Below are 11,780 nucleotides of genomic sequence, written 5' to 3' on the forward strand. Positions count from 1 at the left end.
GTCTATAAAACCCTGAATCTCAGGTTATACATAACACTGCATGAACACCGTGGTTTTTCTCTGCCCTGCTTCAAAAAAGAGTTTTTCAAAAAATCTAAAGTGCCAGGACTTTATCCTTAATACTTTTGGCTGCTACCGGTCCCAGGTCAAAACATAGCGCTTCGATATGGTTTGCAAAAAGTTCTAATTTTGTTTTATCTAATGACTCTATATCCGTATTCATCCTCTTACAGGCAGCCATAACCTTTGCCTTTGCTATAAAATCTCCAACAACAGGCGATATTAAACCGATAACCCTATTTGCTAATTCACTGGGCATATTTATAATCCTCCAGTATTTACTCGCCTTTCACCAATTTATAGAACTGATAGACCGCGATGCCTAATAAAATCGCCGCAATCCCTTCAATACTTTCGGCAATTTCTAATCCGGCAGGGATTTCCTCTAAATACACCTCTAAGATATGGTGAATGCCGAATACTAAACCCGATAGACCTAAATAGATTGTTGTTTTGCTGAGTAAACCTGCACCGCCCATTCTTTTTGAAAGTTTAAAGGCGTAAAAAATAATGAAAATATCAATTACGAAAGCTGCCCAAAAACTTACCAGTACAACGAGTTCTTCGCTCATGAATGCACCCCCAGCATTTGAGTAATAATATCAATCACAACCAGAGTGAATCCAAGTAAAATCGTTGCAACAAGCCCGGTTACAGCATATAACCCTTCGCCCAGTCCGGCTACTTCAACGCCTGCGTGAATTACATAAATAAAAGCCGTTAAAAATAACAGCGTTGACGCCCAGTACATCGTACTGCCTTTTAATTGTTTCCTTGTCAATGAACCCAGGATTTTGACGTACAAGAAAACTATTACTATTCCAACAACCAGATCGATACCGGCTATCACAGTTCCGGCATTTAATTCCACGTTTTTCACCTTCCTTTAATAATTATAATCATTATAATATTGATTGACATTACTATATAAATATATCGTTTAAATCTTAAAACAGCATAAAATTATTTAAATATTATATTGTTGATTATTAATCGTTCGCAAGCCCCTGCTGCCGGAACAAAATCGCATACTTAACCTGTTTCAAGCCAATTCTTGTGAAATAAGCGAACCATGTCATGATCCCGAATAGCTTGGCTCCGTCTTTGAAAAGGTACTGGCTGGCTTGCAATTCAACCGGCCACTTAGCAAAAGTCATCGATAACCCAAGAAACCCGAGAGCAAAGAACAAAAGAAGGAAGTCAGTATCCATTATCGTCGTCCTGAATCTTATAAAATAAAGCAGCAGCATTATTCCATAAGCTGCGTAAACGGCATTTTCCGGCACATTCAGGTATATCGGGTAAAAACTTTCGCGAAAAAGGAAAAGATCATCGAGCATAAGAACGGATGTTATTATGCCGGAAAACAGCAGAAAAGACGGAAGCTCCCTGTTGTTGATATCCTTCCGCAGCACCGCAGAGCAGAAAAAACAGATCGCTGCAGAAAAACTCCAGAACAGTACACCTACGTTGAATAGCAATCCAGCATAGACTGGCACCCCCATTGCTTCTATCGGGCCCTGAGTAAGAATAAAAATATCTGTTTTCGTTTCCTGGTGGATAGTTACAACGATGTAAAGGACGGAAAAAGTTAACAGGTAAACTGCAAACAGCGTTGGAACCAGTTTTTTTAATTGGTATAACCAGAACGGTTCCGGCTTTACAATCCTGCGGCTTTTCTTGTGCGTCCTGATATTCTCAAATACGTCGCCCGGCATTTTCCGAATCTAACCCCTTATAAATATTCCTTTGTAAACCTGGTTACTTATAACTTTCCTTTTGAGTTGTATCTACGAAAAAATTAAATAATGTAAGATAGAATAATCTTTTTTATTAAATTGTCAGTAACCTTTACATACAGCGGTGACTATATGAAGCCTGAACAAGAGGTGATATACTGAAACAGCGACAAGTAAAGCGGAATGATAAAGGTCCGCAGCCCGATGAATTCACAAGGGTTCGCGTTCCGCAGAAAAGTGCGAACGAGGTTCTGGGCACGGTCGAAACACTGTTGGGGGCTAACAAGATAAGGGTCAGATGCATGGATGGCGTCGTAAGGCTTGCCCGTATCCCGGGTAAGATCAAGAAAAAGATATGGATCATGGAGGGGGATGTTGTTATTGTTGTTCCATGGTCATTTCAGAATGAGAAAGCGGATATAGTCTGGAAATACAGCGGTCCGCAGGTGAACTGGCTGCAGCGTAAAGGGTTCTTAAAAAGCTAGTTGGTCGTATGGTCAGCGACAAAAGATTACGCCGGCTGGATGAGAGAGTTGATGAATTTCGCATGCGTATCAAGGATTCCAGCGATAGGGAGGTCTTTGCTGACGTTTTTGACACCGCAACGCTGATGGCTCTGTATGAGCTTGCCAAAAAGGGCTACATTGATGCTATGGGCGGTTCGGTTAGCACCGGGAAAGAAGCGAATATATTTCATGCGATCTCAAAGAAGAACAACACCCTGGAGATCGCCGTTAAAATCTACATGATATCCACTGCTAATTTTAATACAATGAAAGAATATATTTTAGGAGACCCGCGTTTCACCGGGATTAAACAAAGCCGGAAAGATATAATCCTTGCATGGGCAAGAAAGGAGTTCAAGAACCTGAAGCGGGCTGAGGATGCCGGAGTGAGGGTCCCGAAGCCGTACATCACAAGAAGGAATATACTGTTAATGGAGTTTATCGGAAAAGACGGCGTACCTATGCCCCAGCTGAAGGATGTAAAATTAACCGAAAAAGAAGCACAGAGTATTTTTAACAGAATTCTGGATTACATGAGACTGCTGTATTCCAGGGCAGGGCTTGTTCACGCTGATATGAGCGAATATAACATACTTATTGATATGAACGATATGTCCCCGGTAATAATAGACATGGGACAATCGGTGATGATAGACCATTTTAACGCAGAAACGTTCCTGCGGCGCGATGTGAACAATATAGCCAGGTTTTTTAAAAATTGAATGTCCCTGTGGACGAGGAAAAAATGATTTTGATTATAAAGGAGGAAGCAAAATGATAGAACATATTAAAATCCCGCTTGATAGAGTGGCGGTGCTGGTCGGTCCTGCAGGCAAAACTAAAGAGCTTATCGAGGAAAAAACAACCGCAGAGATTAATATCGACAGCCATAGCGGAGATGTTGAAATAATGGAGCCAAAAGACCCGATTAAAGGTTTGCGGGCAAAGGAAGTAGTCCAGGCTATAGCGAGGGGTTTCAGCCCTGAAAAGGCGTTCATGCTGTTTGACGATGACCTTCTTATGTTCGAAACGATTGATGTGTCGGAGATTGCCAGGTCGGAGAAAGACCTTGCCCGCATAAAAGGAAGGATAATAGGCAGGGGAGGGAAGACAAGAGAAGTATTTGAGGACCTTACGGAGACGCGCATCTCGGTTTATGGGAAAACGATAAGTTTGATAGGATATCCGGAGCAAAACGCCGTGGCACGGGCCGGTATAGATATGCTTTTGAAGGGTTCGACCCACGGACCTGTTTATAAGTTCCTTGAGAAAAAGAAAAGTGAATTGAAACGCGCCAAACTGGGTTTTTAACTTTTTTTTCCCACGAAAGGAACCCTGTTGATGCTAACTTGGTCCGGCTTATTTACTTCATAAGAGATATTCTGCCGTCTGGTGTGTAAAGGTTCTTGTTATGAATGTACCGGGTATAAGCGGAAGTCCGCTAAAGAATAGCGATATAGTTCTACATTCTTTTCCTATTTTTTAAAGCCGATATTACGATTATCGTAACCACTGCCAGGCTCACCGCAAATCCCGGTGAAGATTTTTCAGTAGCTCCTTCCGCCTTTACTACCTGTGACTTTTGCTCGGCGGATGAGGATAGTGTGGGAATTGACACATCTTTTATCGAGACTTTTCCTGAGAGTGGATAACTGTCGTTTGCGCCCGTCCCGCCCAGAATAACGAACGCGCCGCTGCCTTTAGATGAACTCCAGTAATTGCCGGATTTCTCCTCATACCATGAGTTCTTACCGCTGTTATCGTAAGCCTGGTCTTTGTTGTCTATGAAATTATTCGAATAAATGTGATTCGTGCTGGTTGAGTCTGCATATATCCCGATCTGATTGCTCTCGATGTTATTGTTGTATATTTTATTATCACTGGATGTGTAGATGAATATGCCATACCTGCCGCTTGATTTTATATAATTGCCTGAAACCACGTTGTTATTGCTTGAAGTGTAAAGCGAAATACCCACGTTGTTATTCATAATAATGGAGTTGGCAATCATGTTGTTATCTGCATTATAAAGGCTTACGCCCGCATCATATGTTCCGCTTCCCCCGTTGTTCTGGATAGTGAACCCGCTGATTATCACGTTATTTGTCTCAATCCTGATCGCACTGCCGGTTTTTTTGGCATCGATGATCGTTTTTTCTTTGTTCTTTCCTATTACCGATATCCCGTCCTTTTTTATAATCAGGTTCTCGGTGTAAGTTCCCTCGCCGACCGAAATTATATCCCCTGTGTTCGCTGCATCTATTGCGGACTGGATTGTAGTGTACGCCTGCCCTGCTCCGACGTTAAGTGTGGCTGCGCCTGCAAATCCGATATTCAACAGTACTATAAAGGCACCTAAAGCACCTATTAAAATTTTATTCATTGTCATATCCCTCATTTACGACTTAATTTTATATTATATAAAGATTGTGAACCAATGCAAGCTACTGGCTTGCATCGGTTGCATTTGTCACATTAGTTGCATTGATTGCGTTAATTGTTGTATTAACCTTGACGATGATCTCCTGATAACTGTACGGCGTCCGCACGTTCGTATAATATAACTGGAATCTGTAGTCACCGGTCGTGTTGAACACGAATGTAACTTTATCTTTGACTGTTATATTGGCGACTTTTCCGCCCGTCTCTATCAGTGTATATCTGGTATCATCAATATTATCCCACATTATAGCATCTCCAGCATCTATTTCTTTCTTCGGTTCAGTGAACCTGTTAGCCATTATCCTTGCGTAAACTTTTCTTCCAGTCGGGGTGGCGGTCACCACAGGTTCAGGCGTGGGCGTAGGAGTGGGTGTGAGTGCAAGGGTTTCAGCTATAGTTGGAACAGGCGTGGGTGCCGGAGTTGGAGTAGGAGGTGGTGTCGGTGTGGGTGTGAATTCCCGCGGCTTGCCTGAATGAAGGGTTACTGGTATTACTTTTGCATCTACCTTTTGTCCATTCACGGATAGAATGATTGTTATCTTGTATGTACCAGCAAGGTTCCTCCCCTGCATCTCCTGCTGTGTCTGGAAATATGCACTGATCGGCTTGACCGTCCCAGGCATAATATTATCTTCAAAATCGATATTGAACGTTCTTGTCTTTTTGTCGTCCCCCATGAATTTGAGCGCAAGGTTCGCCATAGTATCATCCAGCGTCTCTACTTTTGCTCTTATTTCAACCGATTCTTTAGTAATATTTTCAGTACCTGCATTGGCTATGATAAGCTCTGCTGTAACTTTTTCCCCTGCTCTGATGTCGCTTGGGACCAGTTTGACATCAACGATCTTTCCGTTGAGATTGGGATTTGCAAGTTGGATATTTTGAAGTTCTTCGGGGAGGTTATCGCTTGTGGATTTCGAACCTGTACAGCCTGAAAAAGGGACTATTAAAAGAAGTAATACGATGGGTACTAATTTTTTCATCGGGTCACCTCTACATTATAAGCCATTATTCCTTAAAAACATTTCTCATATGCTTATAATCATAATTATTTTCTTTTCGGAATTCAAGTTTATTGACCAGATGGTGTATCTTAACATAAAAAGCATAAGGATTTATAAAGGAATATACTATAACCGGGGGCGAAAGGAAGTATATTATGGAATTCCAGAGACCCAGAGGCACGCGTGATTTCCTGCCTGATGAGATGGCAAAGAGGCGGTATATTGAGAACAGACTGCGCGATGTTGCTATACAATGGGGATACGGGGAAATAAAAACGCCCACTTTCGAGCATATCGAGCTTTTTACGATAAAATCAGGCGAAGGTATCCTGGGTGAGATATATAATTTCAGGGACAAGGGGGACCGCGAGATTGCGTTGCGCCCTGAACTGACAGCGCCCGTCATAAGGATGTACGTCGAAGGTCTCCAGAAATCGCCAAAACCCCTGAAATTCTATTATTTCGATAACTGCTTCAGGTACGAACGGCCGCAGAAGGGACGTTTCAGGGAGTTTTTCCAGTTTGGCATCGAGATCATAGGAAGCGCGCGCCCCGAGGCTGAAGCCGAGGTCATAGCACTTGCGGTGCAGATGCTGAACAGCGCGGGCGTTAAAGGAGACCTGCATGTCGGGCACCTGGGGATCGTGCGCTCGCTCTTAAAAGATATCCAGCCCGAGCAGCAGAGCAGGATAATGCGGCTTGTGGATAAAAAGGATGATAAGGGACTTGATGAGTTCCTTGATGAGATTAACGCACCCGATGAGATGCGCGGCAAATTGTTCCGCCTTATCGGGCTCCGGGGCATAAATGCGATGCAAGAGGCGCGGGAACTGGTCGGGGATATCGAAGCGATATCGCAGTTCGAGGCGCTCCTTGAGCTTCTGGACGTGTACGGGCTGGAATACCAGGTTGACATGGGAATCGCACGGGGGCTTGATTATTATACCGGCATGGTGTTTGAGATATACTGCGAGGGACTTGGCGCGCAGAACCAGGTTTGCGGCGGAGGCTCCTACCGCCTGGCGCAGTTGTTCGGGGGCGAGGATACTCCATCGACAGGGTATGCAATCGGGTTTGACCGGGTGATGGAGATATGCGAGGCGAAACCTGCTGAAGTAAAGCGCATCGTGGTCGTATCATTCGAGGATACGCGCGAACAGGCTATAGTTATCGCACAGAAACTCAGGCAGCATGTAGCCACGTATGTCGATGTAGCGGGCAGGAAGTTCAAAGACCAGATCTCGTATGCCAATACGATAGGTGCAAGCCATGTGGTTATCGCAGGGAAGAACGAGCTTGATGCGGGTAAGGTGGCGCTTAAGGATATGAAGACAGGGGTGCAGGAGCTGCTGGCGGTGGAGGAAGTTGTAAGGCGCATAAAAGAATAGGCATGGGTAAACTCAGGCTTCATCCCCATGAAGCATACGAAGAAGAACTGGAAGAGAGGACGGATTGAATTACCCGGTTTTAATCTTATCGTCCAAGTGGAGAACCTGCTCTTGCTGTTCGGCCCCGGCTTCGATGATGATGAGCAGAACCACGTATATCCCTGAAACGTTGAATAAACTTTATACATATTAATGCTATCAAAGGATGCAGGAGGATAATTCATGGTTAAAATATTCTATGACAAAGATGCAGATCTGGATGTATTGAAAGACAAAACTATCGCGGTTATCGGTTACGGCAGCCAGGGCGGGGGGCAGGCGCAGAACCTGCATGATTCGGGGCTCGATGTGGTCGTGGGTGTGAGGGAAGGCGGTGAATCCTGGAACCAGGCAAAGAACGACGGTCTTGCCGTTATGACTGTGGCTGAGGCTGCTAAAAAGGGCGATCTCATTCAGATGCTCGTACCGGATGAGATACAGAGCGCTGTTTATTACAGCGAAATAGCCCCGCACATGAGCGAGGGCAAAACGCTGTGTTTCTCCCACGGGTTCAATATCCATTATAACCAGATTGTTCCGCCGAAAGACGTGAATGTGATAATGGTAGCACCAAAAGGTCCGGGTTTTCTTGTGAGGCGCACATATACCGAGGGTATCGGCGTTCCTGCGCTGCTTGCGATATACCAGGATGCCTCTGGGAATGCCAGGGATATCGGTATGGCTTATGCAAAGGGCATAGGCGCCACCCGCGCAGGCGTGCTTGAGACTACGTTCAGGGAGGAGACTGAGACCGACCTCTTTGGCGAGCAGGTTGACCTGTGCGGCGGAGCAACAGCTTTGATGAAAGCATCCTTTGAGACGCTTGTTGCAGCAGGATACCAGCCTGAAATCGCTTACTTTGAGACGTTCCATGAGATGAAGCTCATAATCGACCTGATACACGAGGGCGGCTTGAGCAAGATGTGGTATTATGTATCCAATACAGCCGAGTACGGTGGTCTTACGGTTGGTCCGAAAGTGATCAACGAGCAATCAAGGCAGGCGATGAAAGAGGCGCTCCGCAGGATACAGAGCGGAGAGTTCGCAAAGGAATTCGTGCTTGAGAGCAGGGCGAACAGACCTGTGCTGAACGCTCTTGAGAGGCAGGAGAACGAGCATCAGGTAGAGAAGGTCGGCAAGGAACTTCGTGCCATGATGCCGTGGCTGAAGAAAGATTAAATTTTTTATTTTTTAGCTAAAAATATCTGTTCGTAAAGAATCCGTCCCCCCTTGAGCTTGCCAGTACCATAAAATGATTGCACCTCATATGTTTTTCAGATGAAACAACCCTTTCCACTCGTTACTTATTTATACTCAGCATATAATGTTGGACAGTGGACTGATATCTAAAATGATTATAGTCAGCGAAGATGAAGATGAAAGCGACTCTAGTCCGTTACTGTTTTTAAGGCAACCAGTGCACGACAGCGTACTTAATATCAACCATGATTACCGTTATTTGCGGATGGGATATTACGTATCTGCTCATGCGGAGACCTATGGAGTAGAGGTCACACCGGATTGTACGGAAATAATGGATGCATACAGGAACCCGTTGCTTATCGAGAAAGCAAGAAGGTACGGTTTACCGACGAACGGCTACAGGCTTACAACAAAACCGAAAGATGATTTGAGCACCCCGGTAATGTTACTGGCAGTAAACCCTTTCACCAATAACTCGATGAAGATCGTAAAATCGGGCTCAAAACTGCCCGGAATGATCAAAAAAATGAGCATGGACTCAAGATTTCCCGTATCGCTGCACCCTGTCAGGGGCGAAGTGCTTGAAATAATACAGATGTTCGGGGAATCAACCAACGACGAAACATCAGAGTTCGCCGGCAGATTCTTTGAAGTATTTAACATCCCGGTATGTAAACTGATCGTACAGATAGATGACGGGAATGTTATCCTCAATCATTGCGAGCCAGCCCTGAAAAAGGAAGTGAAGTGGGATATCGTGAATGAGAAAGTGCACAAAATAAAGCAGAGTATTTAATAAATCATTAATAAGGTCATGAAAATTGCCTGCTTTGTCGAAGCATACAACTTCAATGATAAATCGGAGCGAAATGCTCTTTTGAAGTTCAAATCGACAGCGGAGTCGATGGGTCATCTATTTGAGTTCATCTTTAAAGAGGATATCACAAGGATACCTGAATACGATGCCCTGTTCATAAGGGCCACAACCGACCCGAGTAACTCTGCGTACATAGTTTCAAGACTCGCCGAGCAAAGCGGACTGAAAGTGATCGATGACCCGCGTTCCATCAGGACATGCTCGAACAAGGCGATACTTCACGACCTATTCCTTAAAAATAACGTACCGGCGCCAAAGTCTCTTCTGTTTACCGGTGATTACTCACAGGAGAACCTTGATGGCATCTTCAAAACCCTGGGATGCCCGGTCGTTATTAAAACCCCCTACACGAGATTCTCTTCCCATGTAGAGAAGGCAAGCAACGAAAAAGAATTAATTGAGATCTCAAAACAGTACCTCCGGAAATCAAAGGTACTGATAATCCAGGAGTATGTTCAATCGAATTTTGACTGGCGCGTTGGGATCCTGCAGAATAAAGTGCTTTACCTGTGCAAATACTGCATTCCGGAAGGCGGATGGAAAGTAAAATCAAAGATCAACGGGAAAAATGTATGGGGAGATACTATCGCCGTCCCACGCGACTCTATTTCCCCGGAACTGGAGGAGATTTGCATAAGCCTCTCAAAGTGCGTAGGGGATGGGCTTTACGGTCTTGATGTAAAAGAAACGGATGATGGATATAAAGTTATTGAGATAAATGATAATCCAAGTATCTATGATGGATATGAAGATACTACCGATACGGATATTTATGAAAAATAATAAATGCGCTTGTATCATAAATTTTTAGTAAGGTGAAGCGCATCATCTCCGTTTTTATAATAGCTCCTGAGTGTTTTATCGACCGAGAAACCTTTTGATTCATACAGGTTCCTTGCTGCTGTGTTATTAACACCTGCTTCAAGAGTGATTTTCCTGAATCCCCGTTCTTTTAAAAATTCAAATGTGGTATCCATAAGTAAGCTCCCTATACCCATGCGCCTGTAAGCAGGATGCACATTCAATGAATAAATCCTGGCTTGCAGGATATTTTCTCTGAATAAAACAATCATAGAACCGATGATATTATCTTCAGCCGATGCGACAAGAACCAGTGACTTTGCTTTAAGTAATAGATATCCCAGTTGTTTTCTGTGGAACGTCTCCTCCTTAAAACATAATTTCTCAAGAGCCAGAAGGTCGGGTAGCTCCTCCTTTTTTGCGGGGCGGATATGCGGGTTCAAGGTACTGCCACTTTTGATCTTACGCACTCTTGCACCTGTTTTACAACTTCAGGATAACTGCCGAACACAAGCCCGAGGTCAACCGTGCCCACAACGTCCACAACTCCGATGGCTGCAATGCCGTAACCTTCCTTGTTCCTTACCGGCACGACGATTACAGGAATCCCGGTATATTTCCCGCTCGTCGGGATGGTGCGGATAATCTTGTTTTCTTTTAAAACCTGCTCCAGTACAGGACCGGTATAGTTATTATCAAGGATTTTTCCTTTCTCGATCCTGACACCTTTTCTATTCAGGCTTCTCATGGTTACCGGGAGCCCTAAAAGCTCATGTACTGCCATTGCAAACGGCGCGATATCCGAAGCATCCGAATCTGCGGAAACCTGTATTTTGGTGTACTCTGCCATTTTCTTAATGTTTCACTTCATACAAGATATAATTTATTATCTGGCAACAATGACAGTACACCCTGCATTCTTCAGTACTTTTCCCGTCACGCTGCCTGAAAGGAATCTTATTAATACGTTCCTGCTTTCAGATCCCATAACAATGGTATGAACTTTGAGAGCTTTAGATACTTTCAATATGGTATTGCCGGTATGTCCGATTTCCAGTATCTTCTCAACTTCCACACCCAGTTTTTTACCTTCAGCCGCTACTTCGTTCAGCACCTTATCTCCCTGCTTTATTGCTTTTTCTCTCTCGGATGCCGAGTGAGCGTTCATAAAATTAACAACGAACAGTGCTGCCATACGATGGTGATATACCTTTGAAAGACGAAAGGCTACCCTTTCGGCTTTTTTCGCCCGTTGAGAACCATCGGTAGCAAGAAGAATTTCCACATTGACCATCTTCCCTATATCATATCGTTCTTTATGCTTATTAAACCTTGCTAAATCTTGCAGACTAAAATAACGTAATGCAATGCACTAAAAATAAAAAAATATATGTAGTAGAATCACCATAATGACTTATTATGAAAGTCGTTTTCAGAATCATTGGCTCAGAGGAAGACCTCAACAACCTTGACACAACCGAAGAAAACGTACATTTCTGTTTCAGACCTTCCGAGAAAAACATCTTTGACCTTGTAAAAAAGAGTCCAAAATTAAAAAGGTTACAGCTGCCTTCCTCATACCAGAAGACGATTTCGAACACTACAAAATCGTTCTTGAAAATGAGGAATGTAAAACTGCTTGTTGGGGATATCTGGGGTCACAGGACTGATATTGACAGGTTCGCAGAGGTAGAGGTTTAATATCAGGGAACTGCTGGCTG

18 protein-coding genes are annotated in these 11,780 nt (G+C 43.9%); 9 read left to right on the forward strand and 9 right to left on the reverse strand.

Annotated elements, in window-relative coordinates; genetic code table 11:
- Positions 1-94: 94 nt before the first annotated feature.
- The 4 genes from MNV_RS00470 to MNV_RS00485 all read right to left on the reverse strand — a co-directional run bounded on the left by MNV_RS00470 (position 95) and on the right by MNV_RS00485 (position 1,778).
- On the reverse strand, positions 95-319 hold the full coding sequence (locus MNV_RS00470; protein ID WP_096203390.1) for a hypothetical protein: 225 nt from the start codon (positions 317-319) through the stop codon (positions 95-97).
- Between the two features lie 19 nt (positions 320-338).
- Positions 339-632 (reverse strand): hypothetical protein, encoded by a 294-nt coding sequence (locus MNV_RS00475; RefSeq protein ID WP_096203391.1) that lies wholly within the window; start codon positions 630-632, stop codon positions 339-341.
- A complete protein-coding gene (locus MNV_RS00480; protein WP_096203392.1) occupies positions 629-931 on the reverse strand; it encodes a hypothetical protein in 303 nt (100 codons plus the stop codon). The genes MNV_RS00475 and MNV_RS00480 overlap by 4 nt, the downstream gene beginning before the upstream one ends.
- Before the next feature lie 118 nt (positions 932-1,049).
- Positions 1,050-1,778: a hypothetical protein gene (locus MNV_RS00485; RefSeq protein WP_096203393.1), complete on the reverse strand. Its 729-nt coding sequence runs from the start codon at positions 1,776-1,778 to the stop codon at positions 1,050-1,052.
- A gap of 179 nt (positions 1,779-1,957) precedes the next feature.
- Between MNV_RS00485 and eif1A the strand changes: the two genes are divergently transcribed.
- From eif1A to MNV_RS00500, 3 genes are read left to right on the forward strand one after another with little or no spacing between them, the layout of a single operon-like run.
- Entirely contained in the window at positions 1,958-2,284 is a 327-nt protein-coding gene (eif1A, locus tag MNV_RS00490) for a translation initiation factor eIF-1A (protein ID WP_096203394.1), read from the forward strand.
- 8 nt (positions 2,285-2,292) lie between these two features.
- The gene (locus MNV_RS00495) at positions 2,293-3,027 is read left to right on the forward strand and encodes a serine protein kinase RIO (protein WP_218837836.1); all 735 of its coding nucleotides are present in this window, start codon (positions 2,293-2,295) and stop codon (positions 3,025-3,027) included.
- 52 nt (positions 3,028-3,079) lie between these two features.
- Complete coding sequence (locus MNV_RS00500) at positions 3,080-3,616, forward strand: KH domain-containing protein (protein WP_096203395.1); 537 nt, start codon at positions 3,080-3,082, stop codon at positions 3,614-3,616.
- Positions 3,617-3,767: 151 nt separating this feature from the next.
- Here MNV_RS00500 and MNV_RS00505 read toward each other — a convergent pair whose 3' ends face one another.
- Both MNV_RS00505 and MNV_RS19190 read right to left on the reverse strand, forming a co-directional pair.
- Positions 3,768-4,688, reverse strand: a complete 921-nt coding sequence (locus tag MNV_RS00505; protein WP_179293711.1) for a right-handed parallel beta-helix repeat-containing protein — start codon at positions 4,686-4,688, stop codon at positions 3,768-3,770.
- 61 nt (positions 4,689-4,749) lie between these two features.
- Positions 4,750-5,730 (reverse strand): hypothetical protein, encoded by a 981-nt coding sequence (locus MNV_RS19190; protein WP_179293712.1) that lies wholly within the window; start codon positions 5,728-5,730, stop codon positions 4,750-4,752.
- A gap of 176 nt (positions 5,731-5,906) precedes the next feature.
- On the opposite strand from MNV_RS19190, the gene hisS reads away from it, so the two are divergent.
- From hisS to MNV_RS00530, 5 genes are all read left to right on the forward strand, one after another.
- A complete protein-coding gene (hisS, locus tag MNV_RS00515; RefSeq protein ID WP_096203397.1) occupies positions 5,907-7,139 on the forward strand; it encodes a histidine--tRNA ligase in 1,233 nt (410 codons plus the stop codon).
- Positions 7,140-7,166: 27 nt separating this feature from the next.
- A complete protein-coding gene (locus MNV_RS19195; RefSeq protein WP_179293713.1) occupies positions 7,167-7,304 on the forward strand; it encodes a hypothetical protein in 138 nt (45 codons plus the stop codon).
- 57 nt (positions 7,305-7,361) lie between these two features.
- A complete protein-coding gene (gene ilvC / locus MNV_RS00520; protein ID WP_096203398.1) occupies positions 7,362-8,357 on the forward strand; it encodes a ketol-acid reductoisomerase in 996 nt (331 codons plus the stop codon).
- A 172-nt stretch (positions 8,358-8,529) separates the two neighbouring features.
- Positions 8,530-9,177 carry a RimK-like ATPgrasp N-terminal domain-containing protein gene (locus tag MNV_RS00525; RefSeq protein WP_179293714.1) on the forward strand — a complete coding sequence of 216 codons (648 nt, stop codon included), beginning with the start codon at positions 8,530-8,532 and terminating at the stop codon, positions 9,175-9,177.
- 18 nt (positions 9,178-9,195) lie between these two features.
- Complete coding sequence (locus tag MNV_RS00530; RefSeq protein WP_096203400.1) at positions 9,196-10,041, forward strand: ATP-grasp domain-containing protein; 846 nt, start codon at positions 9,196-9,198, stop codon at positions 10,039-10,041.
- Positions 10,042-10,055: 14 nt separating this feature from the next.
- On the opposite strand, the gene MNV_RS00535 is transcribed toward MNV_RS00530, so the two are convergent.
- The 3 genes from MNV_RS00535 to MNV_RS00545 are packed head-to-tail and all read right to left on the reverse strand — an operon-like array spanning position 10,056 to position 11,353.
- Positions 10,056-10,502 (reverse strand): GNAT family N-acetyltransferase, encoded by a 447-nt coding sequence (locus MNV_RS00535; RefSeq protein WP_179293715.1) that lies wholly within the window; start codon positions 10,500-10,502, stop codon positions 10,056-10,058.
- Complete coding sequence (locus MNV_RS00540) at positions 10,499-10,909, reverse strand: DUF2111 domain-containing protein (RefSeq protein ID WP_096203402.1); 411 nt, start codon at positions 10,907-10,909, stop codon at positions 10,499-10,501. The genes MNV_RS00535 and MNV_RS00540 overlap by 4 nt, the downstream gene beginning before the upstream one ends.
- 36 nt (positions 10,910-10,945) lie before the next feature.
- The gene (locus MNV_RS00545) at positions 10,946-11,353 is read right to left on the reverse strand and encodes a universal stress protein (protein ID WP_096203403.1); all 408 of its coding nucleotides are present in this window, start codon (positions 11,351-11,353) and stop codon (positions 10,946-10,948) included.
- A gap of 125 nt (positions 11,354-11,478) precedes the next feature.
- On the opposite strand from MNV_RS00545, the gene MNV_RS00550 reads away from it, so the two are divergent.
- Positions 11,479-11,760, forward strand: a complete 282-nt coding sequence (locus tag MNV_RS00550) for a DUF1699 family protein (RefSeq protein ID WP_096203404.1) — start codon at positions 11,479-11,481, stop codon at positions 11,758-11,760.
- Positions 11,761-11,780: the final 20 nt, after the last annotated feature.

The sequence above is a fragment of the Candidatus Methanoperedens nitratireducens genome (assembly GCF_900196725.1).
GTDB lineage: Archaea > Halobacteriota > Methanosarcinia > Methanosarcinales > Methanoperedenaceae > Methanoperedens > Methanoperedens nitroreducens_A.

Excerpts from the sequence above, each read along its gene's own strand:
- MNV_RS00470 (WP_096203390.1), bottom strand. The coding sequence starts at position 319 with ATGCCCAGTGAATTAGCAAATAGGGTTATCGGTTTAATATCGCCTGTT.
- MNV_RS00485 (WP_096203393.1), bottom strand. The coding sequence starts at position 1,778 with ATGCCGGGCGACGTATTTGAGAATATCAGGACGCACAAGAAAAGCCGC.
- MNV_RS19190 (WP_179293712.1), bottom strand. The coding sequence starts at position 5,730 with ATGAAAAAATTAGTACCCATCGTATTACTTCTTTTAATAGTCCCTTTT.
- MNV_RS00525 (WP_179293714.1), top strand. The coding sequence starts at position 8,530 with ATGATTATAGTCAGCGAAGATGAAGATGAAAGCGACTCTAGTCCGTTA.
- hisS (WP_096203397.1), top strand. The coding sequence starts at position 5,907 with ATGGAATTCCAGAGACCCAGAGGCACGCGTGATTTCCTGCCTGATGAG.
- MNV_RS00505 (WP_179293711.1), bottom strand. The coding sequence starts at position 4,688 with ATGAATAAAATTTTAATAGGTGCTTTAGGTGCCTTTATAGTACTGTTG.
- MNV_RS00500 (WP_096203395.1), top strand. The coding sequence starts at position 3,080 with ATGATAGAACATATTAAAATCCCGCTTGATAGAGTGGCGGTGCTGGTC.
- ilvC (WP_096203398.1), top strand. The coding sequence starts at position 7,362 with ATGGTTAAAATATTCTATGACAAAGATGCAGATCTGGATGTATTGAAA.
- MNV_RS00475 (WP_096203391.1), bottom strand. The coding sequence starts at position 632 with ATGAGCGAAGAACTCGTTGTACTGGTAAGTTTTTGGGCAGCTTTCGTA.
- MNV_RS00550 (WP_096203404.1), top strand. The coding sequence starts at position 11,479 with ATGAAAGTCGTTTTCAGAATCATTGGCTCAGAGGAAGACCTCAACAAC.
- MNV_RS19195 (WP_179293713.1), top strand. The coding sequence starts at position 7,167 with ATGAAGCATACGAAGAAGAACTGGAAGAGAGGACGGATTGAATTACCC.
- MNV_RS00530 (WP_096203400.1), top strand. The coding sequence starts at position 9,196 with ATGAAAATTGCCTGCTTTGTCGAAGCATACAACTTCAATGATAAATCG.
- MNV_RS00495 (WP_218837836.1), top strand. The coding sequence starts at position 2,293 with ATGGTCAGCGACAAAAGATTACGCCGGCTGGATGAGAGAGTTGATGAA.
- MNV_RS00545 (WP_096203403.1), bottom strand. The coding sequence starts at position 11,353 with ATGGTCAATGTGGAAATTCTTCTTGCTACCGATGGTTCTCAACGGGCG.
- MNV_RS00540 (WP_096203402.1), bottom strand. The coding sequence starts at position 10,909 with ATGGCAGAGTACACCAAAATACAGGTTTCCGCAGATTCGGATGCTTCG.